The sequence below is a fragment of the Streptomyces sp. NPDC001156 genome (assembly GCF_053598275.1).
In genome coordinates this window covers 71,821-98,433 of sequence record NZ_JBSFJX010000003.1, presented here as the reverse complement: position 1 = coordinate 98,433, position 26,613 = coordinate 71,821, and the positions used below count along the sequence as shown (strand labels likewise).

Below are 26,613 nucleotides of genomic sequence, written 5' to 3'. Positions count from 1 at the left end.
TGCCGCCCCTCGCAGGGCACTCTCTGGGCACATCGCTCAGCGCGGCGTGCCTGACTCCTATACATGAGTCAACCCGTCACGGTGAAGAACTCGCGGCGGGCTGAGGGGAGTTGGGATGAGACCTAGCCGGGAGCGATCGCATCACCAAAACCAACACGCAAGGAACTCGGGCCAGATGTAACCCTGGTATCCCTCAAACGCTGGAGGGTCGCACTCCTTCAGCTCTGCTGCCAGCTCGTCCAGTTCGGCCAGTACGGCGCCCTCGTCATGGTGATCCGCGTTCAGAAGCAAGTCGCAAGTGTCGACGCGCAGCCCGTAGTGATGCAGGCACTCCACCCACAGAGCGACGGAAGAGTTGGCAAACCAGGTCTCGCCGCCAGGCTGCACGTAATACACGGCGCCTGTCTCCGGCTCCACAGCCCAAGAGGCCGTCAGCGCATGCGACGGATGATCCCAAAGCTGGTTCACGGCCACGAGGTAGAGCAGACGTCCGTCTGCGGTGGACAGCGACGGGCCCGTTGCTTCCTGGAAGCACACGCTGGTGAGAGGGGTGTCCTCAGTCCGGGGAACACCAATCCCGACGAGGACCACCTTGTCCGTCTCCGGGATCCGCCAGCTGTCCAGATCGGGCGGGGAGTCACGGGGATTAGGGGTGCGCAAGGGTACGGCCGCCGGACTCCGTCCAAGACAGGGAACGGGCAGGTCAGGCGCGTGACTGCCAACCTCACTCCTAAAGCGGTGGTCGGCGGCAGGCGGTACGCCTACTCGAAAGTCGGAGCGGCTGCCACCAACATGCTGCTGATCGAGCCTGTGTCGACGGCGGCGCTGGTGGGGTCGATGCTGGATTCCTCCGCGACCGTCGTGGCCCAGCACTCTCCCCAAGTTGCTGCCCAGTCGCCGGCCAGATCGCTGTCGGGATCGAGATCCTCGGGCTTGCCCGTGATCCCGTAGGCATCGAGGAGTCGTCGCTCCACACCGAACGGTTCGCCCATGGCGAGCTCCGGGTACTCACTGATCCAACGCCTGAGAATCCGTCCGCGTTCGGCGATCAGCCACGCCTCTCCGTCGTTCTGCTCACTGTGGAAGAAGAGTTGGGCCTTGCCGAAGCGTGCGCTCAAATCTCGGCACAGGTTGGTGACGTGCGCCGTCTGCTGTGCATAGGGCAGGCCGAAGTACGGTCCAACTACCAGGGTCCACCCTTGCATGGGCGGAGTGACGACAACGGTGGAGAATCGCTCCTCCTCGTCATGCGCCACCTCGTCGATGAGTTCCACGCCGTCGGCCCAGCTCGTCTCCCGTACCTCCGTCAAGCCGAGGGCCTTCACCACCTCCGCCTGATCGGCGGTCTGGACCGCGAGCCATGAAAGCCAACAGGCGCATATGAGCGGTGCGGAATCGGATGTCCCCATGGCCTGCATCGTAGAGGCGTAGACGTTCGGCGGCCTGGGGCCGTCTCTGGGCCGTCCGAGGCCGCTCAACAGTGGCCGACGATGACCAACGACGACCATCGGGCGCACGGGTTCATCGCCTCTGAACAGGGAAGATCCAGCTCCCCAAGATCCCTGACAAGACCCAGGGCAAGAAGACATCGAGACCGCTGGTCTGACTGCAGTCTTTGACGGCAACACCAGTGCACCCCGCCGTACCAGGGAAGTCGGTGCCGGACACTGCGCAGGACGCTAGCGAGCTGCATACCCGGCCCTTGGGCAGCAGGAATGAACTCCTAAAGCGGTGCTCACCCGAGTCGTCAGCGTTGCGGAAGCCGTCGAACAGCACGTTGACCACGTAGCCCAGATCCTCGAGTTCCGCCGGCTGAAGCCACAGTCGCGTTGCCATGAGGGACTCGTCAGAGCGAGAACCGCCGGCACAACATGCGGACGAAAAGCGAGGAACTCGATGCCGTGATCAGTGACCCAGCCAGCCTACTGCGCCGGTGAGGGACGTTGGCGTTGTCCGATCACGGGACTGCGGACAGAGACAAAACGGCTCTGATCGGAGTTTTGTGAATGGCCAGGTCAGCAGCACAGGGATACTGGGGATCCAGCCCCCACTGCGGAGGTCGCTACCCAACAGCCACGACGTGGCCGGCCGTGACCTGAGGAGAGTTGGGAAGCAACGACCCGAGGTTGTCCCGTACGAAGTCCGTCGCCCGCTTGACTGACTCGTCGGCCCCGGCTTGGTCTTCATAGACGCTGGTAGAGACCATCACTCCATTCCCGGCGTCGACCCAGTAGTAGGCCACGAAGCCGGGGACTTGACGGAGGAGGGGGACGAATCCCTCGTCCACTCGGCGTCCCGCCTCGGCAGGATCCGTCACCCCTTCGTACCGCCGAACCACTGCGTACATAGCTGATCTCCTCATCGATCCCAGGGCCGCCTTGCTCGAAACGACATACCCCTCAGCGCGCGTCCCCCGCTCGTGGGACGTCCGGAAGGCACTCGGATAGGCGCATGGGCCATCCGAACTGGGCATCTGTTGTGTGCGGGGCGAAAGGGCTTTCACGGAACTCTGGTCACAGCCGTTCTAGAGCCCCATCAGCCCCCGCAGCAACAGACTGGGGCGCCAGACAGACTTGGGCGCCTGTCGAATCCGTGTCGAAATCCGGTTTGCTGGGCGTCCAGTTGAGGGATAGGAACAGGTCAACACGAGGATGAGCCTCAACCCGCCAAGCGCCTTCCAAGCGCTTGGCCGCAGGTTCGAGTCCTGCCGGGGGCGCCATCCCTCGCCCTCCCCCTCGGGAGAGCTTTTTGCTGGTCAGGTCGGGTTTAGCCGCGCGCAGAGAAGCGCCGGACCGCCCCGGTGATCGCGGGGAGAGTCCGGCGTTGTCCGGCTGTCATCGGGTTTCTGCGGGTGGCTGCGGCACATACGCGGCGAAGTTTCTCCGAGGCGCTCAGGCGGTGTCAGGCAGCTCAGGGAGATCTCCTCGCGCCAAGATCCGCTGCTTGAAGCACCACCCGATCGGGCATCGGCTGTCTCGACTGCCTCGCGGACGGCTCCGATGACCGCCTTGTCGCCGGAGTCGACGGCCAGGCGCACCCCGTGCTGGTCGCGCAAGCGCAACTCGTCCGTCGAGCCGCCGAATCGGCCGATCAGCTCGTAGCGGCGGACACTGGCGAGGGCACCGAGATCTATGGTGCGGACACCGGTGATGGTGCGGGCCGACAGCAGTTGCCTCTGCTGCCGCCTGTCGGCGTGCGCTTTGCCGGCCAAGGCCCCATACCAGAGCTGCAGTGCGAGCGGGCCCGTGATGACCCCCGCGCCGGTCGCGATGCCGGTATACGTCTCTTCCAACACATGCGTCCGGATCAGCGCGACATCGGCGATGACGACGGCCGCCCACAAAACAGCCACGATCGCCAGCCCCAGTCGCATGCGCCGACGGGCCACCGCCGGATCCACCGGATCGATCGACGGCGGAGGAGGAGAAGGGGGAATCGGTGGCCGACGCTGACGCCGACGACGCTTCCGCGCACTACGTGATGGCATGGCCAGATCGTTCCTCAACGCTCCGCCCCTCGCCTCGAACCAGTAGGGCGATCATGCCAGGCCGCCCACCAGATTGGGCCAGTCCCCCAGCCGTAGCCCGTCTCAGTTTCCGTCTCATTCAGCACCGTTCACCTCCGTTCAGATGAGACCGGTAGCTTGGCCCCTCCCACGAGCCAGCCGCCCACGGCCCCAGATGCACGGCTGTGTACGAGCCCAACACTCCATCAACACAGTTGGAAAGCGTGTTGGGGGCAACCCTGCACGAGCTCGAATCTCGTATCCCCCGCCGCCGCCTGAACAAGCAAAACGAAGGGCCCGCCCTGGAAGGTGCCGAATCAGGGCGGGGCCTCTGTGGTGACGGCGCGTGACGGGACCCGGCCGCACCCGGAGGGTGCAACGAGGGCACAACAGCTTCGCGCGGGTTCAACGGCAACCAACGCCAACAAGCGCCATTTTTCCTGGTCAGCGACTTAGCTTGACAGTCTCCGCAGACAATGCGGGGAGGGGCGGCACCCCCGCACAGGGTGCCGCCCCTTCCGGTGCGCCGGGATCATCGTCGTATCGGTGAGGGTCAGGGCCCGACGACGATCCCGGGGTCTCTCAGCGGTGGTCGCTGTCCTCCGCCTGCGACGCCGCCCGGCCCGCCTCCAGACGCGCCACCGGGATCCGGAACGGCGAGCAGGAGACGTAGTCGAGTCCGACCTCGTGGAAGAAGTGGACCGACTCGGGGTCGCCGCCGTGCTCGCCGCAGACGCCGAGCTTGAGACCGGGGCGGGTGGCGCGGCCGGCCTCGGCAGCCGCCTTCACCAGGGAGCCGACGCCGTCCCTGTCGATCGTCTCGAAGGGGCTGACGCCGAAGATGCCCTTCTCCAGGTAGGCCGTGAAGAACGACGCCTCCACGTCGTCCCGGCTGAAGCCCCACACGGTCTGGGTCAGGTCGTTCGTGCCGAAGGAGAAGAACTCGGCGGCCTCCGCGATCTGACCGGCGGTCAGCGCGGCGCGCGGCAGCTCGATCATCGTGCCGATCGCCAGCTTCAGCTGCGCCCCCGAGGCCGCCTCGACCTCGGCGATGACCCGGTCGGCCTCATCGCGCACGATCTCCAGCTCCTGGACCGTGCCGACGAGCGGGATCATGACCTCCGCGCGCGGGTCGCCCTTGGCGGCCTTGCGCTCGGCGGCCGCCTCCGCGATGGCCCGCACCTGCATCGTGAACAGGCCCGGGATGACCAGGCCGAGGCGTACGCCCCGCAGGCCCAGCATCGGGTTCTGCTCGTGCAGGCGGTGCACGGCCTGGAGCAGGCGCAGCTCGTTCTCGTGCGGCTCCTGACGGGACTCCGCCAGCGCCACACGCACCGACAGCTCGGTGATGTCGGGCAGGAACTCGTGCAGCGGCGGGTCCAGCAGGCGGATCGTCACCGGGAGGCCGTCCATCGCCTCGAAGAGCTCGACGAAGTCCTGCTTCTGGAGCGGCAGCAGCTCCTTCAGTGACTCCTCGCGCTCGGTCTCCGTGTCCGCCAGGATCAGGCGCTCGACCAGCTCACGCCGGTCGCCGAGGAACATGTGCTCCGTACGGCACAGGCCGATGCCCTGCGCGCCGAAGCGCCGCGCCCGCAGGGCGTCCTCGGCGTTGTCCGCGTTGGCGCGGACGCGCAGGCGGCGCTTGCGGTCGGCGAACGCCATGATCCGGTGCACGGCCTCGACGAGCTCGTCGGCGTCGTCGGCGCCCGCGTGCATCCTGCCCTCGAAGTACTCCACCACCGGGGAGGGGACCACCGGGACCTCGCCGAGGTACACCTTGCCGCTCGACCCGTCGATCGAGATGAGGTCGCCCTCCTCGACCACGTGCCCGCCCGGCACGATCATCCGCCGGCGCTTGGTGTCGACCTCCAGCTCCTCCGCGCCGCACACGCAGGTCTTGCCCATGCCCCGCGCGACGACGGCCGCGTGGGAGGTCTTGCCGCCGCGCGAGGTGAGGATGCCCTCGGCCGCGATCATGCCGTCCAGGTCGTCCGGGTTCGTCTCCCGGCGGACCAGGATGACCTTCTCGCCCGAGCGGGACCACTTCACCGCGGTGTACGAGTCGAAGACCGCCTTGCCGACCGCCGCGCCCGGCGAGGCCGCGATGCCCCGGCCGACCTGCTCGACCTTCGCCTGCTCGTCGAAGCGCGGGAACATGAGCTGCGCGAGCTGCGCGCCCGTCACCCGCTGCAGCGCCTCCGCCTCGTCGATCAGGCCCTGGTCCACCAGCTGCGTCGCGATCCGGAAGGCCGCGCCCGCGGTGCGCTTGCCGACGCGGGTCTGCAGCATCCACAGCTGGCCGCGCTCGATGGTGAACTCGATGTCGCAGAGATCCTTGTAGTGGTTCTCCAGCGTCTCCATGATCTGCATCAGCTGGTCGTACGACTTCTTGTCGATCTGCTCCAGCTCGGCGAGCGGCACCGTGTTGCGGATGCCCGCCACCACGTCCTCGCCCTGCGCGTTCTGCAGGTAGTCGCCGTACACGCCCTGGTGGCCGGAGGCGGGGTCACGGGTGAACGCCACGCCGGTGCCCGAGTCGGGGCCCAGGTTGCCGAAGACCATCGAGCAGACGTTCACGGCCGTGCCGAGGTCGTGCGGGATGCGCTCCTGGCGGCGGTAGAGCTTGGCCCGGTCGCCGTTCCAGGAGTCGAAGACCGCCTTGATGGCGAGGTCCATCTGCTCGCGCGGGTCCTGGGGGAAGTCGCGCCCGGCCTCGGCCTTGACGATCTTCTTGAACTTGGTGACCAGCTTCTTCAGGTCCGCGGCCTCCAGCTCGGTGTCGACCGTGACCTTCTTGGCCGCCTTGGCCGCCTCGAGGGCGTCCTCGAAGAGGTCGCCGTCGACGCCGAGGACGGTCTTGCCGAACATCTGGATGAGGCGGCGGTAGGAGTCCCACGCGAAGCGCTCGTCGCCGGCCTGCTTCGCCAGACCCTGGACCGACTTGTCGGAGAGGCCGATGTTGAGGACGGTGTCCATCATTCCCGGCATCGAGAACTTCGCACCGGAACGGACCGAGACGAGCAGCGGGTTGTCGGCCTGGCCGAGCTTCTTGCCCATCCGCTCCTCGAGCGCGGTGAGGTGTGCACTCACCTCGTCACGCAGTGCCGCGGGCTCCTCGCCGCTGTCGAGGTAGACCTTGCAGGCCTCGGTGGTGATGGTGAAGCCCGGAGGGACGGGAAGGCCCAGGTTGGTCATCTCGGCGAGGTTGGCACCCTTGCCACCAAGGAGGTCCTTGAGGTCCTTGTTGCCTTCGGTGAAGTCGTAAACGAACTTCACGCCCTCGGCGCCGTTCTCGGCTACGTGGTGATCTTTGTTTTCCGACACGGTCTCGACTCCTCGAGGACGCGGTGGCTGCCCTGACGGCGAGGAACATACCCAGATCGAAGGCGTCTGGGTACGTCCACTTGTGCGTCACAAGCCTGTAACCACTCGTCCGCCACCGGATCGAAAGCCAAGGCTTGGCAACTGCCCATCCAGTGCTGTTTTCACTTCTTGAACACATCAACGTCCATAGACACGTCCAAACGCTCGAATGAGCATCTGTCGGCACTTCTGATTTCGATCGATGAACGATCAAGGGGTGGCACTCAGTGCCACCCCTTGGAGAAGTGCAGTCGTCCTGGAATCGCTCATCTGAGCGCAACCCCTATCAGGGGTGGCGAGAATCACGCTATGCGAGACGGCCGGCTTTCACCATGCGGACGGGCATCCGGACAGAAACACGCCCGTCACGGGGCAGGCCGCCACCCCCGTCACACCCCGAGTGCGAGCAGCCGCTCCTCCACCCGTTCCGGGGCGTAGAGATGCTCCACGACCAGCGCACCGGCCCCGATCAGCCCCGCCCGCTCCCCGAGCTGCGAGGTCACCACTTCCAGGTGCGCCGTGGAGCGGGGCAGCGCCCGTTGGTACAGCAGTTCCCGGACACCGGTGAGGAAGGGTGTTCCGGCCAAATCGCCGGCGATCATCAGGACCCCGGGGTTCAGCAGGGTCACCACGGTCGCCAGGACCTCCCCGACCAGCCGCCCCGCCTGCCGTGCCAGCGCGGCGGCCTCCGGGTGCCCGGCGGCCAGCAGATCCCGTACGTCCGAGCCCGAGGCGGCCGGCACTCCCGCCTCCGCGAGCCGGCGGGCGACGGCACCGCCGCTCGCGACGGCCGCCAGACAGCCGTACGAGCCGCACCGGCACAGCGCATCGGCACCGTCGGGAACGCGGATGTGGCCGATGTCCCCGGCGCCGCCGTCGATGCCGCGGTAGATCCGGCCGTCGACGACCACACCCGCGCCGATGCCGGTGGAGACCTTCACCAGCACGAACGCCGAGCAGTCCGGGTGCCCGGTGCACTGCTCGCCGTACGCCATCAGGTTCGCGTCGTTGTCGACCAGCACGGGCAGGTGGGCCGTACCGCCTGTGCGCTCCGCGAAGGCGCGGCCCAGCCTGCCTCTTATGTCGTAGCCGTCCCAGCCCGGCATGATCGGCGGCTGGACGACCTGTCCGGTGTCGCGGTCGACCGGTCCGGGGACGGCCAGCCCGATCCCGCACACCTCGTGCGCCCCGTGGCCGGTCTTCCGCAGCAGTTCGGCGAACCGGCCGCCGAGTTCGCCGAGCACCGCGTCGGGGCCGTCCTCGATGACCAGGGCCCCGGAGTGCTCGGCGAGCACTTCGCCGGCCAGGGAGAGCACGGCGGCGCGGGCGTGCCGGGTGTCGAGGTCGGCGGCGAGCACCACCGCGTGGGCGTCGTCGAACTCCAGGGTGATCGAAGGGCGGCCCCCCAGCGGGGAGTCGACCGGTCCGCCCGCCCCCTCGCGCAGCCAGCCGGCCCGGAAGAGACGGTCCAGGCGCTGCCCGACCGTGGCCCGGGACAGGCCCGTGACCTGCTGCAGGGCACCCCGTGTCGTGGCACGGCCGCTCCGCACCAGCGCGAGCAGATCCCCGGCTCCGGCCTGACCGCCCGGCTTTCCGGCCCTCCCGCTCATGCGAACCCCCTTGCGTTCACTGACTCTGCATTACATGCTGAGTTTTGCGTGTTAAATAGGCGTAACCCTACGGTAGCCACTGCCGAACCCGTCGGCCGGACGTCTTTCGGGGAGACCTGAGTGGACCGAAGTACCCAACTCACCCGCCGTACGGAACCCACGGGTCCTGTGCGCCCCTTGGGGCCGCCGCCGGCGTCCTCTCCGGGTGAGACCGTCCGTTCCGGTCCCCGTGTATACGATCCGGCAGGGCCGGCCGGGTCGCTGCACGTCAGGGCGGCGCAGGTGCTGGAGGACAACTGGACGGGGACCTCCACGGTGCCCTCGCGCCGTCTGTACCCGCACCAGTGGTCCTGGGACTCGGCATTCATCGCGATCGGCCTGCGGCACATCTCGCCGCTGAGGGCACAGACGGAACTCGAGACGCTGCTCGACGCCCAGTGGGCGGACGGGCGCATCCCGCACATCGTCTTCAACCCCTCCGTGCCGCTCGACGCGTACTTCCCGAGCCCCGACTTCTGGCACTCATCGACCGCGGGGCGCGCTGCGGGCGCCCCGCGCACCGTACAGACCTCGGGCATCGTGCAGCCACCGGTGCACGCGCTGGCCGCCTGGCTGGTGCACCGGTCGGACCCGGGGCTGTCCCGGGCGCGCGGCTTCCCGGCCCGGGTCCACCCGCGCCTGGCCGCCTGGCACCGCTATCTACTGCACCGCCGCGACCTGGGCGGCGGCGGGCTCGCCTCGGTGGTCCACCCCTGGGAGCAGGGCATGGACAACAGTCCCGCCTGGGACGTCCCGCTGTCCCGTGTCTCACCGGCCCCGGCCCGCTCCTTCCGCCGCGCCGACCTCGACCACGGGGCGCCCGAGGACCGGCCCACGGACCTGGACTACGGACGGTATGTGCGGCTGGCGGCGGACTACCGGGACGGCGGGTACCAGGACGGAGCGGCCGGGAGGTACCGGGAGGGGCCGGAAGGGACGTCCTCGGCCGGAGGCGGCGCGTTCGCAGTCGAGGACCCCGCGTTCAACGCGCTGCTGATCGCGTCGGAGCACGCCCTCGCCCGTATCGCCCGGGAGCTCGGCGCCACGGGCACGGCGCGGCACGCCCGTGCGGAGCGCCTGACCGCGGCCCTGGTCGACCGCCTGTGGGACCCGGCGGAGGGGCTGTTCCTGTGCCGGGACGTGTGCGACGGCTCGCTCATCGCCGAACGCAGTGTCTCCGGGCTGATACCGCTGCTGGCGCCCACGCTGCCCCGCGACATCGTCGCCGCGCTCGTCCGTACGCTGCGCGGGCCGCACTTCGGGCTCGGCGGCGCGACCCGGCTGGTGCCGAGTTACGACCTGCTCGGCGAGGCCTTCGACCCTCACCGGTACTGGCGTGGGCCCGCCTGGTTCAACACCGGCTGGCTGGTGGAGCGCGGCCTCAGGGCGCACGGGGACGGCGCAAGCGCCGACGGGCTGCGCGAGGCCCTGCTGACCACGGCGGACGCCACGGACTTCGCGGAGTACGTCGACCCGTACACCGGCGAGGCGTGCGGCGCGCTCGGCTTCAGCTGGACCGCCGCGCTCACGCTCGACCTGCTGCACGAACGCCCCGGGCACGGCGTGTCCCCCGCGGGCATCGGCACGTTCGACAGAAGTGAGAAGTGACCAGGGAGGGGACCGGGGATGACGGAGCGGCATCATCTGCTCGTGCACGGCGGGACGTTCGCCGCCGTGGGCGACGGCGGGGACATCAGCGGGGTGCGGGGCGGCGGTTCCCCGGCCGGGTTGTTCGTACGGGACGCACGGCACCTGAGCCGGTGGCAGCTCACCGTCGACGGTGCGGTGCCCGAGACACTCACGCCGGTCGCCGGCGGGGACACCGCCCGCTGTGTCCTCGTGCCGCGCGGTGGCCGCCAGGAGCCGCCCGCGCACACCGTCTTCCGTGAACAGGCCGTCGCGGACGGCGCGTTGGTGGAGTCGCTGCGCGTCACCAGCAACCGCCCGGTGCCGACGACCGTCCGCGTCGCGGTCACCGCGGACGCCGACTTCACCGACCAGTTCGAACTGCGCTCCGACCACCGTACGTACGCCAAGTCCGGTGCCGTCCGCTCCCGTCAGGTCCTCGACGACGGCGTGGAGTTCAGCTACCGGCGCGGCGAGTGGCGGTCCCGTACGACCGTGACGGCCGAGCCCCCGCCGGACGGTGTGGAGGAGACGGGCACGGGCGCCCGCCGTCTGGTGTGGACGCTGGACCTCGAGCCGCATGGCTCGGCGGAGCTGGCGCTGCGGGTCGCCGCCCGGCCGCACGGGGCGGTGCAGGACCCGGTGGTCCCGCCTTCCCCCGCCGCCGTCAACAGACAACTCCTCACACTCGAGGGCGAGTTCATGGAGGGCGTGGTCTTCCCCACCGGCTGGCCCGAGCTGGCCACGGCCTGCGCTCGGGGCCTGTCGGACCTCGCCACGCTCCAGGTCCCGGCGACCGGCCCCGACGGCGAGGAGCTGCGCGTCCCCGCGGCCGGCGCCCCCTGGTTCCTCACCCTGCTGGGCCGCGACGCGCTCCTCACCTCGCTGTTCGCCCTACCCTACCGCCCCGGGCTGGCCGCGGCCACGCTGCCCGCTCTCGCCGCGACACAGGCCACCGAGGTGGGCACGCGTTCGGTGGCCCAGCCGGGGAAGATCGTGCACGAGGTGCGGCACGGGGAGCTGGCGCACTTCGGGCAGGTGCCCTACGGGCGGTACTACGGCTCGGTCGACGCGACGCCGCTCTTCCTGGTCCTGCTCGGGGCCTACGTCGAGCAGACCCAGGACATGGCGCTGGCCCGCCGGCTGGAACCCAACGCCCGCGCGGCGATCGGCTGGATGCTGGACCACGGCGGGCTCACCTCGCGCGGCTATCTCGTCTACCGCGCCGACCAGGGCGGCCTCGCCAACCAGAACTGGAAGGACTCCCCCGGCGCGATCTGCTGGGCCGACGGCAGCCGTCCGGTCGGTCCGGTGATGGCGGCGGGTGCGCAAGGGTACGCCTACGACGCGCTGCGCCGCACCGCGCACCTGGCCCGCACGGTGTGGGACGACGAGGTGTACGCGGCGCTGCTGGAGCAGGCGGCCGGGGATCTGCGCGACCGCTTCCAGCGGGACTTCTGGATGGACGACCGCGCCTTCCCGGCGCTGGCGCTGGACGGCGAGGGGCGCCAGGTGGACGCGCTCGCGTCGGACGCGGGCCATCTGCTGTGGTCCGGCCTGCTCGACAAGGAGTACGGAGAACTGGTCGGCCGACGGCTGCTGGAGCCCGACTTCTTCTCCGGCTGGGGCGTACGCACACTGGCCGCGGACCAGTCGGCGTACCACCCGATGTCGTACCACCGTGGCTCGGTCTGGCCGCACGACAACGCGCTGATCACGCTGGGGCTCGCCCGCTACGGGCTGCACGACGAGGCCCGTACCGTCGCGCACGCGCTGGTCGAGGCGGCGACGGCCACGGGCCACCGGCTGCCGGAGGTGCTCGCCGGGTACGGCCGCGACACGCATCCGGAGCCGGTGCCGTATCCGCACGCCTGCGTCCGTGAATCGCGCTCGGCGGCGGCACCGCTCGCGCTGCTCACCGCGGTCGGCGGCGCCTAGCGCGGCCTCCCGAGCCCGGTTGACCTCGGATTTGCCGGGTGTTTGCCGGGCGCTGGGCGCCGTGGTTGAACGCACGTCCCCGGCCGCCCGTACGGGATGACGGCGGGCTCCAGCCTCCCCAGCGTGGCCCGCCCTCCGCCACGGGCTTCGCACGGAAGGACCCTCGGGTTGCCTCTCAATACACGCTCACCACAGACGACGGACCAGGCTGAGGCGGCCACGGACGGGGTCCTGCCGGCGGAGGAGGAGCGGCCGGCGCCAAATTCGGAGGACGGCACCGCCGAGTCGCACGCATCGGCGCACGGTGACAGCGACTTGGCGACCGAGCACTCCCAGGAGCACCGGCCCAGCGCGGACAGGGCCGACAACCCGGCCGGTGACGCCGCCACCGACGACACCGCGTCGTCCGGCGCCCCGGACGAGGGGACGACCGACGCCGCCCCCGAGGAGACCCCCGGCACACCCGCCACCGACGACGAACCCGACGCGACGTCGACGGAAGCCCAACCCGGCACCGGCCTCTCTGGCGCCGACGGCGAGCCCGATGCGACCTCCGCGGAAGCCCGGAGCGGCACCAACGCCTCCGGCACCGACGACGAACCCGACGCGACGTCGACGGAAGCCCAGTCCGGCGCCGGCACCCCCGCCGCCGAAGGCGAGCCCGATGCGACCGGCTACGCCACCGGGGACGAACCCGGTTCCGCCACCCCCGGCACCGAGGACGAGCCCCGGTCGACCGCCCCCGAAGCCGGTACCGGCACGCCCACGGCCGACACAGGCCGGCGCCTCCGGGGGCTGCGCAAGTGGAGGGCCGGGCACCCCATGGCCGCCCGGGTGCTCGGCGACGCCGTCACCGTTCTCGCCGGTGCCCTGGTCGTCGCCTCGTTCCTCATGCCCAACAAGCCCGACTTCCGGCCCGCGGTGTTCACCCGGATACCGGTGGAGGCCCTGATCGGCGCCGTCGTGCTGACCGCACTGCCACGGCGGCCGCGGCTGATCGTGGCCTGGCTCGGCGGGATCGCGCTCGGCGTGCTGACCGTGCTCGACGTGCTCGACATCGGCTTCTACCAGTACCTCGGCCGAGGCTTCAACGTCATCCTCGACTGGCCCCTGTTCAGCGACGCCTACGCCTACCTCAAGGACACGCTGGGCGGAGCGGGTGCCCTCGCCGCCCTGGTGGTGGCCATCGCGCTCGTCCTCGTCGTCCCCGCCGTCTCCGCGCTCGCCGTCGTCCGGGTCAGCAATGTGATGGCCCGGCACCGCACCACCACCACGCGCACCGTCCTGGTCCTCAGCATGGTGTGGATGACCTGCACGGCCCTCGGCCTCCAGGTCGGCGGGATGCAGCTGGCCTCCGACCACACCATCACGCTGCTCCAGTACCGCGCCGACAACCTTCGCGCGACCGTCCGCGACGAGCGCGAGTTCGCCAAGACCGCCCAGGACGACGCCTTCGGCAACACCCCGGCCGCGCAGCTCGTACCGGATCTGCGCGGCAAGGACATGGTCTTCACGTTCATCGAGAGCTACGGCCGCAGCGCGATCGAGGACCCGGTCATGGCCCCCGGTGTCGACCGGACGCTGGACGCCGGCACCCAGGCCCTGGCCAAGGCGGGATTCCACGCGAAGAGCGGCTGGCTGACCTCGGCGACGTACGGCGGCAGCAGCTGGCTGGGCCACTCCACCTTCATGTCGGGTCTGTGGGTCAACAACCAGAACCGCTACCGGACGGTGACCGCGAGCGACCACCTCACCCTCACCGAGGCGTTCAAGAAGTCCGGCGCCTGGGACACGGTCGGGATCATGCCGGGCGTGCAGAAGGGCTGGCCGGAGGCGAAGTGGTACGGCCTCGACAAGGTCTACAACGCCTTCCAGCTGGGCTACAAGGGACCGAAGTTCAGCTGGTCGACCATGCCGGACCAGTACGCACTGGAGCAGTTCCAGCAGCGGGTGCACGGCAAGAAGCACGACAAGCCGCTGGCGTCGTTCGTCATCCTGACCTCCAGCCACCAGCCGTGGGCGCCGATCCCGAAGATGGTCGGCTGGGACCAGCTGGGCGACGGCTCGGTCTTCGACGCCATCCAGAAGGCGGGCAACAACCCGGCGGACGTCATCGCCGACTCCGCCCGGTCCAAGGAGGAGTACGGCAAGTCCGTCCAGTACTCCGTGACCGCCCTGACCCAGTGGCTGGAGCGCTACGGCAACGAGGACACCGTGCTCGTCTTCCTCGGCGACCACCAGCCGATCTCCCGGGTCAGCGGGAACCACGCCAGCCGTGACGTGCCGTGCACGATCGTCGCCAAGGACCCGAAGGTGCTCGACAAGATCGCCGACTGGGGCTGGACGGACGGACTGCGGCCCGCCCACAACGCGCCGGTGTGGAAGATGAGTTCGTTCCGCGACCGCTTCCTGACGGCGTACGGCTCCACCCCGCACCCGTCGAAGCACTGACCCCCGGGGGCATCAGCCCCCGGACGTGTCCAGCTCCGCGTCCTCGCCGATTCCCGCGCAGTCGTACGGGTCCTTGAGCCAGCCGTCCGGCAGCACCACCCGGTTGTTGCCGGACGTGCGGCCACGGGGCCCGTCGGCGCCCAGCGGCCAGGCCTGGTCGAGGTCGAGCTCGTCCAGGCCGGCCCGCAGCTCCTCGAGGGAGGAGGTGATCGCGAGCCGCTTGCGCATCTCCGAACCGACCGCGAAGCCCTTCAGGTACCAGGCCACGTGCTTGCGGAAGTCGATGACCCCGCGCGGCTCGTCGCCGATCCACTCGCCGAGCAGGGTGGCGTGCCGGACCATGATGTCCGCGACCTGGCGCAGCGTCGGCCGCATGATCGCGTCCGTACGGCCTTCGAAGGCCGCCACCAGGTCCGCGAACAGCCATGGGCGCCCGAGGCAGCCGCGGCCCACCACCACTCCGTCGCAGCCCGTCTCGCGCACCATCCGCAGCGCGTCCTCGGCCGACCAGATGTCGCCGTTGCCCAGCACCGGGATCTCCGGGACGTGCTCCTTCAGCCGCGCGATGGCGTCCCAGTCCGCCGTACCGCCGTAGTGCTGGGCGGCGGTGCGGCCGTGCAGCGCGATGGCCGTCACGCCCTCCTCGACGGCGATCCGCCCGGCGTCCAGGTAGGTCATGTGGTCGTCGTCGATGCCCTTGCGCATCTTCATGGTGACCGGGAGGTCGCCCGCGCCGCTCACGGCCTCGCGCAGGATCGCCCGCAGCAGGTTCCGCTTGTACGGCAGCGCGGAACCGCCGCCCTTGCGGGTCACCTTCGGCACCGGGCAGCCGAAGTTCAGGTCGATGTGGTCGGCGAGGTCCTCCTCCGCGATCATGCGGACGGCCTTGCCGACGGTCGCCGGGTCCACGCCGTACAACTGGATCGAGCGCGGCTTCTCGGTCGCGTCGAACTTGATCAGCTGCATGGTCTTGTCGTTGCGCTCGACCAGCGCCCGGGTCGTGATCATCTCGCTGACGAACAGCCCCTTGCCACCGCTGAACTCCCGGCACAGCGTGCGGAACGGCGCGTTCGTGATCCCGGCCATGGGCGCGAGCACGACGGGCGGCTGGACGGTGTGCGGACCGATCGGCAGCGCCGGGTACGGCGTCACCGGGGTCGCCGTGGTCGGGTTCGTCGTGAGCGTGGGCATTCCCCCATTGTCACGTATGCCGAGGGGTACCGGCACGGATCCGTTCTGTGGGACCATGTAGCGGTCATTAGTTAACCGCACTATCGATATCAGCGTACGATGGATCACATGCCCGAGCTCAGCCACCGACGACGTTTTCTGGTTCTCGCGATCTGCTGCATGAGCCTGCTGATCGTGAGCCTCGACAACACCGTCCTGAACGTCGCACTGCCCTCGATGCAACGCGAGCTCCACGCGACCACGGCGGGTCTGCAGTGGACGATCGACGCGTACACCCTGGTCCTCGCGTCGCTGCTGATGCTCGCCGGGTCCACCGCCGACCGCATCGGCCGCAAGCGCGTCTTCATGGCGGGCCTGATCGTCTTCAGCGTCGGCTCGCTGCTGTGCTCCCTCGCTCCGAACCTGGACCTGCTGATCGTGTTCCGCATGGTGCAGGCGGTGGGCGGTTCGATGCTCAACCCGGTCGCCATGTCGATCATCACCAACACCTTCACGGACGCACGTGAGCGCGCCCGCGCGATCGGGGCCTGGGGTGCCGTGGTCGGCATTTCCATGGCGGCCGGTCCGCTGGTGGGCGGTCTGCTCGTCGAGTCGGTCGGCTGGCGGTCGATCTTCTGGGTCAACCTGCCGGTGGGCCTCGCCGCGCTCCTGCTCACCTTGCGCTACGTCCCCGAGTCCCGGGCCCCCAAGGCCCGCCGCCCCGACCCGGTCGGCCAGTTGCTGGTGATCGCCCTGTTCGGCTCGCTCACCTACGCGATCATCGCGGCCCCCGACTCCGGCCTCGCCTCCGTCCTCCCGTTCGCGGGCATCGCGCTCGTGGCCCTGCTCGGTCTGCTCTGGTTCGAGCCCCGTCGCGCCGAACCCCTCATCGACCTGCGGTTCTTCCGTTCGGCCCCGTTCAGCGGTGCCACCGTGATCGCGATCAGCGCCTTCGCCGCGCTGGGCGGCTTCCTGTTCCTGTCCACGCTCTACCTGCAGAACGTGCGCGGCCTCGACGCCCTGCACGCGGGTCTGTGGATGCTGCCGATGGCGGCCCCGACCTTCCTGTGCGCACCCCTGTCCGGCCGTCTGGTCGGCAGCCTCGGACCGCGCCTGCCGCTCCTGATCGCGGGTACGGCGATGACCGCGAGCGCCGTGCTGTTCGCGGCCTTCGAGGCGGAGACGGCGAACGCCACGCTCTTCGTGGGGTACGTCCTGTTCGGCATCGGCTTCGGCTTCGTCAACGCCCCCATCACCAACACCGCCGTCTCCGGCATGCCCCGCGCACAGGCGGGCGTCGCCGCCGCCGTCGCCTCCACCAGCCGGCAGCTCGGCCAGACCCTGGGCGTCGCCGTGGTCGGCGCCGTGCTGGCCTCGGGCGTGGCCTCCTCCTCGTACAAGGACACCTTCGTCGCCGCCGCCCGTCCCGGCTGGTGGATCCTCACCGCGTGCGGCCTCGCGGTGCTCGCCCTGGGCGCACTCACCTCCGGCCGGTGGGCCAGGGGGACGGCGGAGCGTACGGCCGATCTGCTGGAGTCGGCCGAGGTCCGGGAGGCCGCCGGCGTCTCGGCGTAGGGAGCCCCGTTCGCGCGTCGGCCGCCGCAGAAACGGCGGCCGACGGCTCCGCGTCCCCTACACCGCGCTCCTGGCCAGTGCGATGTCCTGGAGCTTCTCCAGCCGCAGCCCCGACTCCTCGTCCGCCGGCGCGTAGGTGACCATCCGCGCTCCGTCGTGCGGCCCCAGCCACAGGTCCGTGTGGTCCAGGGTCAGCCGACCGACATGGGCGTTGAGGAACTGCTTGCGCTTGCTGCGGGCGCCGACGACCTCGTGCCGCTCCCAGGCCTGCCGGAACTCGGCGGACTCGGTCGTGAGCCGCTTGAGCAGCATCTTCCAGGCGGGTTCGCCGAGATGGCCGGCCATGGCGCCACGGAACTTGGCGGCCATGAGCCGCATGGTCTCCTCCAGCTGCACGATCGACGCCTGCCAGTCCGCGTTGGTGTAGCACAGCACCATGCAGTTGCGGTCCGTCGGCGGAACGCCGTCGAGGTCGCACAGCAGCAGCCCGTAGGTGCGGTTGTAGGCGAGGATGTCGTACCGGCTGTTCTGGATGCACGCCGGGATCGGCTCCAGCTGTTCCAGCAGGGCGCGCTGGGCGTCGGTGACCGGCGAGCAGCTCGAACCGGGGGCCGGGTCGATGGCCCCGGCCAGGTTGAACAGGTGCGACCGCTCGCTGCCGTCGAGCAGGAGGGCGCGGGCCAGGGCGTCGAGGACCTGGACGGAGACCTGGATGTCCCGGGCCTGTTCCAGCCAGGTGTACCAGGTCACTCCGACCGCCGAGAGGTGCGCGACCTCCTCGCGCCGCAGCCCCGGGGTGCGGCGGCGCCGGCCGCGGGGCAGCCCCACTTGCTCCGGGGTGATGTGCTCGCGCCGGTGCCGCAGGAACGCGGCCAGTTCGTGCCGCCGGATGTCCGATGCGGGCGCCTCGCGGTCTCCCCGTGCCCGCGGTTCACGGACAGCCGTCGTCTCCTGCACCATGGTCGTCATTCCCTCAGCCTGCCGAGTACCGGACCCTGTTGCCAGGTAGTGCTTCTACCAGGATAAGGAGACTCTGGTACCACTCTGAGCCTCCCCGCAGGCTCGATGGCGTGACCGAAACTCTGACTTCCCGTACCGTCCGCTCGCCGGTGACCACGCCCCGGCTGAGCGGCCTCGGACTCTTCACGGTGCTGCTGGCCGCGGCACTGCCGCTCATCGACTTCTTCATCGTCAACGTGGCCCTCCCGACGATCGGCAGGGACCTGCACGCGAGCGAGGCCGTGCTCGAACTCGTCGTCGCCGGGTACGGGCTGTCGTACTCCGTCCTGCTCGTCCTCGGCGGGCGGCTCGGCGACCTCTTCGGCCGCCGCGAGTTCTTCTTCGGCGGGATGGCGGCCTTCGGGGTGACCTCGCTGGCGTGTGGGCTCGCCCCGAACGCCTGGACACTGGTCGCCGCGCGGGTCGCGCAGGGCGCGGCGGCCGCCGCGATGCTGCCCCAGGTGCTCGCCACGATCCAGGCGGCGACCAGCGGACAGCGCCGCGCCAAGGCGATGGGTCTGTACGGGGCGACGGCCGGGCTCTCCATGGTGGCCGGGCAGATCCTCGGCGGTGTGCTCGTGGCCGCGGACATCGCGGGCACCGGCTGGCGCTCGGTGTTCCTCGTCAACGTCCCCGTCGTGGTCGTCGGCCTGGTGCTGGCCGCGCGGACCGTCCCCGAGACCCGCTCCCACCACCCCGAGCCGGTGGACGGACCCGGCACCGTGCTGCTCGCCCTCTCGCTGCTGACCCTGCTCGCGCCGCTCACCGAGGGGCGCGCGGCCGGCTGGCCGCTGTGGACCTGGCTGGCCCTCGCCGCCTTCCCGTTCGCGGCCTGGGCGTTCTACGCGGTGGAGCGCCACGCGGACCGGCGGGGCCGTACACCGCTGGTGCCGCCGAGCCTGTTCGCGCTGGTGTCGCTGCGCCGCGGACTGATCATGATCGTGCCGTTCTCCATCGGCTTCAGCGGGTTCATGTTCGTGATCGCGGTGTCCCTGCAGCAGGGCGCCGGACTCGGCCCGGTCGGGGCGGGCCTGGCGCTCGTGCCCATGGCGGTGGCGTTCTTCGTCGTGTCGCTCTGCGGACCGCGGCTCGTCGCCCGGTTCGGCACCCGTGTGGTGAGCGTCGGCGGCCTGGTCCAGGGCGTCGGTGTGGCGCTGATGGCGTTCGCCGCCTGGCGCTCCTGGCCCCATCTGGGCGTGGTGGAGCTGCTGCCGGGCGCGGCGGTGGCCGGCGCGGGCCAGGCGCTCCAGCTCCCGATCGTGCTGCGGATCATCCTGTCCGAGGTCCCGCCGGCCCGGGCGGGCGTCGGCGGCGGCGTGATGATCACGACCCAGCAGTCGGCGCTGGCGCTCGGCGTGGCGACGCTCGGCTCACTCTTCCTCGCCCTGGTGCCTGGTATGGGGATGCGGGACGCGCTGGTGACCACGCTCCTGGTCCAGCTGGCCGGTGTGGCCCTCACGGTCGGCCTGAGCCTGCGCCTGCCGCGCACGATCAGCTGACGCCGGGCACGCCCGGAAGTGCCCCGCGTCCGCACAGGACGCGGGGCAACGGAGCGCTTCGGCGAAGGCTCGGTGACAGGAGTGTCAACTCGCCGTACAAGACGCCCTATCGATCTTGCTGGTGCTGCACACTCCTTGCTGCGCGGGCGGACAGGTTTTCCGTGGAGGCGTCATGCTGCAGATGAACACGAGCAAGGTCAGCCGCTGGGACCAGGACGGGCATGAGCACGTGGTGCGAGTGGAGGGGACGGGGGCGAAGCGCAAGATCCGGTGCGACACATGCGGCTGGCGCAAGAGTGCCCAGTTCCTGCCGTGGCTGAAGGCCGAGGAACACCTCGCCGAGGAGCACCAGGCGACGGAGGACCGGGCGGAGACCCAGCAGTGACCTGCCCCCGGGCGACGGTCGGGCAAGGGCGCTCCTCGGCCCGGCGGGCGGGCGGCGTCGGCCCTTGTGGGGACTGCCGCAGTGCTCCGTCGTGCACCGGCGGTGTCGGCCGGGCCGGGACCGCACGGTCCGGCCGGCCGGACCGGCGGGCTCGTGCGGCATCTCCTGGCGCCGGAAGGCTCCCGGTCCACTCCCGGTGAGCGGTTCCGGGCCCAGGGCTCCCGGATCGAAGAGACAGGCGGCCCCGGTGCGGGACCCGGCACGATTCCGTTCTCCTCGGCCCCACCCATGGACGGCGACCCCATGCGGCCCATACAAGTGGTCACATGGCAGCAATGGACTGGAAATTGGTCGTCGACACGCACAACGCCCCCGCCCTGGCGGACTTCTGGGCGGCGGCTCTGGGCTATGAGGTGGAGGACAACAGCGCGCTGATCGAGCGCCTGCTGGCGGCGGGCCAACTGCCGCAGATGGCGGTCGCCGAGCACAACGGCATCCGTGTCTTCCGGGGCTTCGCGGCGATCCGGCACCCCGAGGACCCGTACGACAAGGAGACGGGCATCGGCCGGGGCCGCCGGGTCCTGTTCCAGGACGTCCCCGAGCCCAAGAGCGCCAAGAACCGGCTGCACATCGACGTCCACGCCGGCCCCGAAGCCCGGGATGCGACGGCCGCCCGGCTGGAGTCCCTGGGCGCGACGCGCGTCGAGGAGGTGGACAGGGGCCCCGCCGGCCACTGGTGGGTCATGCGGGACCCGGAGGACAACGAGTTCTGTGTCGCCTGAGCGCGGCCTGCCTCAGGTACCGGCCCGCAGCCCGCGCAGCAGCAGATCCAGCACGGCCTCGAACTGGTCGTCGATGCCGGGCCGCGACCACTCCCGGTGGTAGGAGGGGTCGTGGAAGCGGCCCGTGGCGTGGAACAGGGCGCGGGCCGTGGTCGCGGGGTCGGCGGCGGTGAAGGCACCGGACGCGGCACCGTCGCGGACGATCTCCGTGAGCTGGCCCGTCAGGTCCTCCAGATGCTGGTCGACCACCTGGCTGTTCTCGTCGGCCAGCACGGTGAAGGTGGCGAACAGCTCGGGGTCGTCCCCCGCCTTGTGCCGCTTCGCCTCGAACAGCCCCCGGAACCAGTCCCGCAGCCGCGTCTCGGGATCCGCCTCCTCGGTGACGAACCCGGCCAGCGCCGCAGCCGTACGGTCCAGCCACCGCTTGGTGACCGCGTCCCGCAGCGCCGCCTTCGTACGGAAGTGGCGGTACACGCTGCCGTGGCTGACGCCGAGCGCGCGGGCCACGTCCACCACGGTGGCCTTGGCGGGGCCGTGGCGGCGCAGCACCTCCTCGGTCGTCTCGAGGATGCGCTCGGCGGTCAGGGTCTCGGTGGTGGGTGCCATGGCAAAGACGCTACCCGCCGGCGGGGTCAGCGCTCGCTGTCGAGGTGCGTCATCTGCATCTCGGGGTAGCGGGCACCGGCCGCCGCGTCCGCCGGTACGGCCGCCTCGATCGCCGCCAGGTCGGCCTCGTCCAGGGTCACGTCCAGTGCGCCGAGCGCCTCGGACAGGCGTTCCCGGGTGCGGGCGCCGACCAGCGGCACGATGTCCCCGCCGCGGGACAGGACCCAGGCGATGGCCAGCTGGGCCACGCTCACTCCCTTCTGTTCGGCGACCTTGCGCAGCGCGTCGACCAGGCCGAGGTTGTGGTCGAGGTTCTCGCCCTGGAAGCGGGGCGAGAAGGAGCGGAAGTCGTTCGCGGCCAGTTTCCGGTCGCGGGTGAAGTGGCCGGAGATCAGACCGCGGGACAGGACGCCGTACGCGGTGATGCCGATCCCCAGCTCCCGGGTGGTGGGCAGGATGCGGTTCTCGATGCCCCGCGAGATGAGCGAGTACTCGATCTGCAGGTCCGTGATCGGGGCGGTGGCGGCGGCCCGGCGGATGGTGTCGGCGCCGACCTCGCTGAGACCGATGTGCCGGACGTGTCCCTTCTCCACCAGCTCGGCGATGGCTCCGACCGTCTCCTCGATCGGGACGTCGGGGTCGAGGCGGGCGATCCGGTAGACGTCGATGTGGTCGACGCCGAGCCGCTGGAGCGAGTACGCGGCGAAGTTCTTGACGGCGGCGGGGCGGCCGTCGTGCCCGGACCAGTTGCCGTCGGGGTCGCGGAGTGCGCCGAACTTGACGCTGACCAGGGCCTGTTCGCGGCGGGCGGCGGGGGCGGAGCGCAGGGCCTCGCCGATCAGCATCTCGTTGTGGCCCATGGCGTAGAAGTCACCGGTGTCGAGCAGGGTCACGCCCGCTTCCAGGGCGGCGTGGATGGTGGCGATGGACTCGGCCCGGTCGGCGTCGCCGTAGAGGGCGGACATGCCCATGCAGCCGAGGCCGAGGGCGGAGACCTGGGGTCCGGTGGTCCCGAGCTGGAGGGTGCGCATGAAATCTCCCTGGTTCTCGTTGAAGCGTGAATCCAGCATGGCATGACAGCTGACAGATTTCAATATCTGTCAGCTGTCACTTGTCACCCTTCCCCGTCATCCACGCCTGCCCCACCCGCACCGTCGCACTCTGGGCGCGGCCGGGCACGCGACCTGGTCCAGACCTATTGACGAGAGGTCTGGACCAGCGCACTGTCATGTCTACGACACCTCACCGCACCCCCACCGGGAGGCCCGTATGCTCCGCCACAGGTTCCGCCTGCTCGCCGCCGCCCTGACGGCGGCGTTCCTCGTCCCCCTGTCGGTCGCGATCGCCCCCACCGCGTCCGCGGCCGACACCTGCGCCGTGAAGTCCCGCCCGGCCGGCAAGGTCCTGCAGGGCTACTGGGAGAACTGGGACGGCTCGTCGAACGGGGTCCACCCGCCCTTCGGCTGGACCCCGATCACCGACTCCCGTATCGCCGCGCACGGCTACAACGTGATCAACGCGGCGTTCCCGGTCATCCGCTCCGACGGCACCGCGCTGTGGGAGGACGGCATGGACACGGGGGTGAAGGTGGCGACCCCGGCGGAGATGTGCGCGGCCAAGGCGGCGGGGCAGACGATCCTGCTGTCCATCGGCGGGGCGACGGCGGGTATCGACCTCAGCTCGACGGCCGTCGCGGACAGGTTCGTCTCGACGATCGTCCCGATCCTGCAGAAGTACAACTTCGACGGCATCGACATCGACATCGAGACGGGCCTGGTCGGCAGCGGGAACATCGGCCAACTGTCCACGTCCCAGGCCAATCTGGTCCGCATCATCGACGGGGTGCTGGCCCGGATGCCCTCGAACTTCGGCCTGACGATGGCCCCGGAGACCGCGTACGTCACCGGCGGCAGCGTCACCTACGGCTCGATCTGGGGCGCGTACCTGCCGGTCATCAAGAAGTACGCGGACAACGGCCGGCTGTGGTGGCTCAACATGCAGTACTACAACGGCAGCATGTACGGCTGCTCCGCCGACTCCTACGCGGCCGGCACGGTGGCGGGCTTCGTGGCGCAGACGGACTGCCTGAACAAGGGCCTGACCGTCCAGGGCACCACGGTCAAGGTGCCGTACGACAAGCAGGTCCCGGGACTGCCCGCCCAGTCCGGAGCGGGCGGCGGCTATATGTCACCGTCCCTGGTCTCCCAGGCGTGGAGGCACTACGGCACGAGCCTGAAGGGCCTGATGACCTGGTCCGTCAACTGGGACGGCTCGAAGAACTGGACGTTCGGCGACAACGTCAGGGCGCTCCAGGGCCGCTGAGGCCGTCGATGAGCCCTGCCCCGCCACCAGCGACCGTACGAGGGTGCTCCGCCCCTGGCGGCGGGGGCGGGGTCGGGGCTCGGCAGGGGACGACGAAGCCCCCGGTTCCCGCGCAGGGAACCGGGGGCTTCCCGGACGGCTTCCGCACCTCGGCGCCGATCCTCGGCCGGCGCGTGTGCGGCGTGCTCAGCAGCCGATCAGACGGCTCGCGAGGTAGCCCTCGATCTGGTCCAGCGACACGCGCTCCTGCTTCATCGAGTCGCGCTCACGCACCGTCACGGCGTTGTCCTCGAGCGTGTCGAAGTCGACCGTCACGCAGTACGGCGTGCCGATCTCGTCCTGGCGGCGGTAGCGGCGGCCGATGGCACCCGCGTCGTCGAACTCGATGTTCCAGTGCGCGCGCAGCGCCTGGGCCAGCCCCTTGGCCTTCGGGGACAGCTCGGGGTTGCGGGACAGCGGCAGGACCGCGACCTTCACCGGCGCCAGCCGCGGGTCCAGGCGCAGCACCGTGCGCTTCTCCATCTTGCCCTTGGCGTTCGGCGCCTCGTCCTCGACGTAGGCGTCCAGCAGGAACGCCAGCATCGCGCGGCCGACACCCGCCGCGGGCTCGATGACGTACGGGGTCCAGCGCTCGCCGGCCTCCTGGTCGAAGTACGACAGGTCCTGGCCCGAGGCCTTGGAGTGGGCGCCGAGGTCGTAGTCCGTGCGGTTGGCCACACCCTCCAGCTCGCCCCACTCGTTGCCGCCGAACTGGAAGCGGTACTCGATGTCGGCGGTGCGCTTGGAGTAGTGGGAGAGCTTCTCCTTCGGGTGCTCGTACCAGCGCATGTTCTCTTCACGCAGACCGAGGCCCGTGTACCAGTTCCAGCGCTCCTGCATCCAGTACTCCTGCCACTTCTCGTCCTCGCCCGGCTTGACGAAGAACTCCATCTCCATCTGCTCGAACTCGCGGGTGCGGAAGATGAAGTTGCCCGGCGTGATCTCGTTGCGGAAGGACTTGCCCATCTGCGCGATGCCGAACGGCGGCTTGCGGCGCGAGGTCTGCTGGACCTGGGCGAAGTTGGTGAAGATGCCCTGTGCGGTCTCGGGGCGCAGGTAGGCGATCGAACCGCTGTCCTGCGTCGGGCCGAGGTGGGTGGAGAGCAGACCCGAGAACTGCTTGGGCTCGGTGAACATGCCCTTGTTGCCGCAGTTCGGGCAGTTGACGTCCGCGAGGCCGTTCTCCGGCATCCGGCCGTGCTTGGCCTCGTATGCCTCTTCCAGGTGGTCGGCGCGGAAACGCTTGTGACAGGAGGTGCACTCGGTGAGCGGGTCGGTGAAGGTGGCGACGTGACCGGAGGCCACCCAGACCTCGGTCGCCAGGATCACCGACGAGTCGATACCGACGACGTCCTCGCGCGACGTCACCATGTAGCGCCACCACTGGCGCTTGATGTTCTCCTTGAGCTCGACACCCAGCGGTCCGTAGTCCCAGGCGGCACGCTGACCGCCGTAGATCTCGCTGCAGGGGAATACGAAGCCACGGCGCTTGCTCAGGCTGACGATGGTGTCGATCTTGTCGGCGGCCACGGTGCTCTCTTCATTACGACGACGGGCGACGAAGCGTCTGCTGCGGAGCATTGCTTCAGAGCGAATGCTTCAGGTTACCGGCGGGGGCTCCCCTCCAATCAAATCGGTAGGGCACCCGGAGCGGGTACCCGGGCGGGCCCCGCTCTCACCGCGATCGTTGTTGACAACGGTTTCCATGTTTGTTGAAAATGACTGTCATGAACGTACGACGACGCCTCATACCCGTGGCCGCCGCCACCGCGGCCACCGCACTCGGGATCGCGGCCCTCTCCGCCTGCTCCACCGACAGCGCAGCCGCAGGCAACACGGACAAGTTCGACGTCGTCGCGTCGTTCTACCCCATGGCCTTCCTCGCTGAGCAGATCGGCGGCGACCACGTCCACGTCACCAGTCTCACCCAGCCCGGCCAGGAACCGCACGACCTGGAGATCAGCGCCCGGCAGACCGCGCAGCTCCAGGAATCCGACGCGGTGCTCTACCTCAAGAACCTCCAGCCCTCCGTCGACGACGCCGTGGCCCAGTCGGAGATCAAGACGAAGATCGACGCCGCCTCCCTGACCACCCTGGAGGAGCACGGCAACGAGGTCGGCGGCCACGCGGCCGAGCACGACACCCACCAGGGCGAGGAGTCCGGCGGCAAGGACCCGCACATCTGGCTCGACCCGGTGCGCTACACCCAGGTCGCCGAGGGCGTCGGCAAGGCCTTCGAGAAGGCGGACCCGGACCACGCGGCCGACTACCGGAAGAACACCGCCGCCTTGGTCAAGAAGCTCGACGGCCTCGACACCGAGTTCAAGGACGGCCTCGCGAACACGAAGACCAAGGTCTTCGTCACCACGCATGCCGCCTTCGGCTACCTCGCCGAGCGCTACGGCCTCACCGAGGAGGCCATCAACGGCCTCGACCCCGAGTCGGAGCCCAGCGCCGCGCGCGTCAAGGACCTCGAGAAGATGGCGAAGGCCGACGGCGTGACGACCGTGTTCTACGAGACGCTCGTCAGCGACAAGACCGCGAGGACCATCGCGCAGGACGCACGTCTGAAGACCGACGTCCTCGACCCGATCGAGGGCATCACGGACAAGTCACGCGGCAAGGACTACTTCGCCGTCCAGGAAGCGAACCTCAAGGCCCTGCAGACGGCCCTGGGCGCCAAGTGATCGTCGGGGAGGCCGAC

At 69.9% G+C, this 26,613-nt stretch carries 20 protein-coding genes; 9 read left to right on the top strand and 11 right to left on the bottom strand.

Translation table 11 applies throughout. The annotated features are described in order from the left end of the window. Window positions 1-141 precede the first annotated feature (141 nt). The 6 genes from ACWDA7_RS02715 to ACWDA7_RS02690 form a co-directional block, all read right to left on the bottom strand. Entirely contained in the window at window positions 142-873 is a 732-nt protein-coding gene (locus tag ACWDA7_RS02715; RefSeq protein ID WP_450602422.1) for an SUKH-4 family immunity protein, read from the bottom strand. Further along, window positions 762-1,418 (bottom strand): hypothetical protein, encoded by a 657-nt coding sequence (locus tag ACWDA7_RS02710; RefSeq protein WP_450602421.1) that lies wholly within the window; start codon window positions 1,416-1,418, stop codon window positions 762-764. Before ACWDA7_RS02710 ends, ACWDA7_RS02715 begins: the two co-directional genes overlap by 112 nt. 644 nt (window positions 1,419-2,062) lie before the next feature. After that, the gene (locus ACWDA7_RS02705; RefSeq protein ID WP_450602420.1) at window positions 2,063-2,347 is read right to left on the bottom strand and encodes a hypothetical protein; all 285 of its coding nucleotides are present in this window, start codon (window positions 2,345-2,347) and stop codon (window positions 2,063-2,065) included. 408 nt (window positions 2,348-2,755) lie between these two features. Then, on the bottom strand, window positions 2,756-3,373 hold the full coding sequence (locus tag ACWDA7_RS02700; protein WP_450602419.1) for a hypothetical protein: 618 nt from the start codon (window positions 3,371-3,373) through the stop codon (window positions 2,756-2,758). 714 nt (window positions 3,374-4,087) lie between these two features. Then, a complete protein-coding gene (gene ppdK, locus ACWDA7_RS02695; protein ID WP_450602418.1) occupies window positions 4,088-6,829 on the bottom strand; it encodes a pyruvate, phosphate dikinase in 2,742 nt (913 codons plus the stop codon). Window positions 6,830-7,257: 428 nt separating this feature from the next. After that, the gene (locus tag ACWDA7_RS02690; RefSeq protein ID WP_450602417.1) at window positions 7,258-8,478 is read right to left on the bottom strand and encodes an ROK family protein; all 1,221 of its coding nucleotides are present in this window, start codon (window positions 8,476-8,478) and stop codon (window positions 7,258-7,260) included. A 177-nt stretch (window positions 8,479-8,655) separates the two neighbouring features. Here ACWDA7_RS02690 and ACWDA7_RS02685 point away from each other — a divergent pair, with 177 nt between their 5' ends. The 3 genes from ACWDA7_RS02685 (at window position 8,656) to ACWDA7_RS02675 (ending at window position 14,532) form a co-directional block, all read left to right on the top strand. After that, the gene (locus ACWDA7_RS02685) at window positions 8,656-10,125 is read left to right on the top strand and encodes an MGH1-like glycoside hydrolase domain-containing protein (protein WP_450602507.1); all 1,470 of its coding nucleotides are present in this window, start codon (window positions 8,656-8,658) and stop codon (window positions 10,123-10,125) included. 18 nt (window positions 10,126-10,143) lie between these two features. Continuing rightward, window positions 10,144-12,081, top strand: coding sequence for an amylo-alpha-1,6-glucosidase (locus ACWDA7_RS02680; protein ID WP_450602416.1), 1,938 nt, complete (start codon window positions 10,144-10,146; stop codon window positions 12,079-12,081). An 822-nt stretch (window positions 12,082-12,903) separates the two neighbouring features. Further along, window positions 12,904-14,532: a CDP-alcohol phosphatidyltransferase gene (locus tag ACWDA7_RS02675; RefSeq protein ID WP_450602506.1), complete on the top strand. Its 1,629-nt coding sequence runs from the start codon at window positions 12,904-12,906 to the stop codon at window positions 14,530-14,532. 12 nt (window positions 14,533-14,544) lie between these two features. Here ACWDA7_RS02675 and dusB read toward each other — a convergent pair whose 3' ends face one another. Beyond that, the gene (gene dusB / locus ACWDA7_RS02670) at window positions 14,545-15,723 is read right to left on the bottom strand and encodes a tRNA dihydrouridine synthase DusB (RefSeq protein ID WP_450602415.1); all 1,179 of its coding nucleotides are present in this window, start codon (window positions 15,721-15,723) and stop codon (window positions 14,545-14,547) included. Between the two features lie 108 nt (window positions 15,724-15,831). On the opposite strand from dusB, the gene ACWDA7_RS02665 reads away from it, so the two are divergent. Further along, window positions 15,832-17,277: an MFS transporter gene (locus ACWDA7_RS02665; protein ID WP_450602414.1), complete on the top strand. Its 1,446-nt coding sequence runs from the start codon at window positions 15,832-15,834 to the stop codon at window positions 17,275-17,277. A gap of 57 nt (window positions 17,278-17,334) precedes the next feature. Here the strand turns inward: ACWDA7_RS02665 and ACWDA7_RS02660 are convergent, their stop codons facing one another. Beyond that, window positions 17,335-18,246 carry an MmyB family transcriptional regulator gene (locus ACWDA7_RS02660; protein ID WP_450602413.1) on the bottom strand — a complete coding sequence of 304 codons (912 nt, stop codon included), beginning with the start codon at window positions 18,244-18,246 and terminating at the stop codon, window positions 17,335-17,337. 101 nt (window positions 18,247-18,347) lie between these two features. On the opposite strand from ACWDA7_RS02660, the gene ACWDA7_RS02655 reads away from it, so the two are divergent. From ACWDA7_RS02655 to ACWDA7_RS02645, 3 genes are all read left to right on the top strand, one after another. Beyond that, complete coding sequence (locus ACWDA7_RS02655) at window positions 18,348-19,775, top strand: MFS transporter (RefSeq protein ID WP_450602412.1); 1,428 nt, start codon at window positions 18,348-18,350, stop codon at window positions 19,773-19,775. Window positions 19,776-19,947: 172 nt separating this feature from the next. Continuing rightward, entirely contained in the window at window positions 19,948-20,160 is a 213-nt protein-coding gene (locus tag ACWDA7_RS02650) for a hypothetical protein (RefSeq protein ID WP_450602411.1), read from the top strand. 326 nt (window positions 20,161-20,486) lie between these two features. Then, window positions 20,487-20,942 carry a VOC family protein gene (locus ACWDA7_RS02645; protein WP_450602410.1) on the top strand — a complete coding sequence of 152 codons (456 nt, stop codon included), beginning with the start codon at window positions 20,487-20,489 and terminating at the stop codon, window positions 20,940-20,942. Window positions 20,943-20,954: 12 nt separating this feature from the next. Here ACWDA7_RS02645 and ACWDA7_RS02640 read toward each other — a convergent pair whose 3' ends face one another. Both ACWDA7_RS02640 and ACWDA7_RS02635 read right to left on the bottom strand, forming a co-directional pair. Next, window positions 20,955-21,548: a TetR family transcriptional regulator gene (locus ACWDA7_RS02640; protein WP_359407281.1), complete on the bottom strand. Its 594-nt coding sequence runs from the start codon at window positions 21,546-21,548 to the stop codon at window positions 20,955-20,957. A gap of 26 nt (window positions 21,549-21,574) precedes the next feature. Beyond that, window positions 21,575-22,579 carry an aldo/keto reductase gene (locus ACWDA7_RS02635; protein ID WP_450602505.1) on the bottom strand — a complete coding sequence of 335 codons (1,005 nt, stop codon included), beginning with the start codon at window positions 22,577-22,579 and terminating at the stop codon, window positions 21,575-21,577. Window positions 22,580-22,817: 238 nt separating this feature from the next. Here ACWDA7_RS02635 and ACWDA7_RS02630 point away from each other — a divergent pair, with 238 nt between their 5' ends. Further along, complete coding sequence (locus ACWDA7_RS02630) at window positions 22,818-23,870, top strand: chitinase (protein ID WP_450602409.1); 1,053 nt, start codon at window positions 22,818-22,820, stop codon at window positions 23,868-23,870. 186 nt (window positions 23,871-24,056) lie between these two features. Here the strand turns inward: ACWDA7_RS02630 and ACWDA7_RS02625 are convergent, their stop codons facing one another. Beyond that, on the bottom strand, window positions 24,057-25,439 hold the full coding sequence (locus ACWDA7_RS02625; protein ID WP_450602408.1) for a glycine--tRNA ligase: 1,383 nt from the start codon (window positions 25,437-25,439) through the stop codon (window positions 24,057-24,059). 197 nt (window positions 25,440-25,636) lie between these two features. Between ACWDA7_RS02625 and ACWDA7_RS02620 the strand changes: the two genes are divergently transcribed. Next, entirely contained in the window at window positions 25,637-26,596 is a 960-nt protein-coding gene (locus ACWDA7_RS02620; RefSeq protein ID WP_450602407.1) for a metal ABC transporter substrate-binding protein, read from the top strand. Window positions 26,597-26,613 lie beyond the last annotated feature (17 nt).

What these genes read in the sequence shown, in the direction of transcription:
- ACWDA7_RS02710 (WP_450602421.1), bottom strand. Translation starts at nt 1,418, where the DNA reads ATGCAGGCCATGGGGACATCCGATTCCGCACCGCTCATATGCGCCTGT.
- ACWDA7_RS02705 (WP_450602420.1), bottom strand. Translation starts at nt 2,347, where the DNA reads ATGTACGCAGTGGTTCGGCGGTACGAAGGGGTGACGGATCCTGCCGAG.
- ACWDA7_RS02700 (WP_450602419.1), bottom strand. Translation starts at nt 3,373, where the DNA reads ATGCGACTGGGGCTGGCGATCGTGGCTGTTTTGTGGGCGGCCGTCGTC.
- ACWDA7_RS02690 (WP_450602417.1), bottom strand. Translation starts at nt 8,478, where the DNA reads ATGAGCGGGAGGGCCGGAAAGCCGGGCGGTCAGGCCGGAGCCGGGGAT.
- ACWDA7_RS02680 (WP_450602416.1), top strand. Translation starts at nt 10,144, where the DNA reads ATGACGGAGCGGCATCATCTGCTCGTGCACGGCGGGACGTTCGCCGCC.
- ACWDA7_RS02675 (WP_450602506.1), top strand. Translation starts at nt 12,904, where the DNA reads ATGGCCGCCCGGGTGCTCGGCGACGCCGTCACCGTTCTCGCCGGTGCC.
- dusB (WP_450602415.1), bottom strand. Translation starts at nt 15,723, where the DNA reads ATGCCCACGCTCACGACGAACCCGACCACGGCGACCCCGGTGACGCCG.
- ACWDA7_RS02665 (WP_450602414.1), top strand. Translation starts at nt 15,832, where the DNA reads ATGCCCGAGCTCAGCCACCGACGACGTTTTCTGGTTCTCGCGATCTGC.
- ACWDA7_RS02660 (WP_450602413.1), bottom strand. Translation starts at nt 18,246, where the DNA reads ATGACGACCATGGTGCAGGAGACGACGGCTGTCCGTGAACCGCGGGCA.
- ACWDA7_RS02650 (WP_450602411.1), top strand. Translation starts at nt 19,948, where the DNA reads ATGCTGCAGATGAACACGAGCAAGGTCAGCCGCTGGGACCAGGACGGG.
- ACWDA7_RS02645 (WP_450602410.1), top strand. Translation starts at nt 20,487, where the DNA reads ATGGCAGCAATGGACTGGAAATTGGTCGTCGACACGCACAACGCCCCC.
- ACWDA7_RS02640 (WP_359407281.1), bottom strand. Translation starts at nt 21,548, where the DNA reads ATGGCACCCACCACCGAGACCCTGACCGCCGAGCGCATCCTCGAGACG.
- ACWDA7_RS02635 (WP_450602505.1), bottom strand. Translation starts at nt 22,579, where the DNA reads ATGCGCACCCTCCAGCTCGGGACCACCGGACCCCAGGTCTCCGCCCTC.
- ACWDA7_RS02630 (WP_450602409.1), top strand. Translation starts at nt 22,818, where the DNA reads ATGCTCCGCCACAGGTTCCGCCTGCTCGCCGCCGCCCTGACGGCGGCG.
- ACWDA7_RS02620 (WP_450602407.1), top strand. Translation starts at nt 25,637, where the DNA reads ATGAACGTACGACGACGCCTCATACCCGTGGCCGCCGCCACCGCGGCC.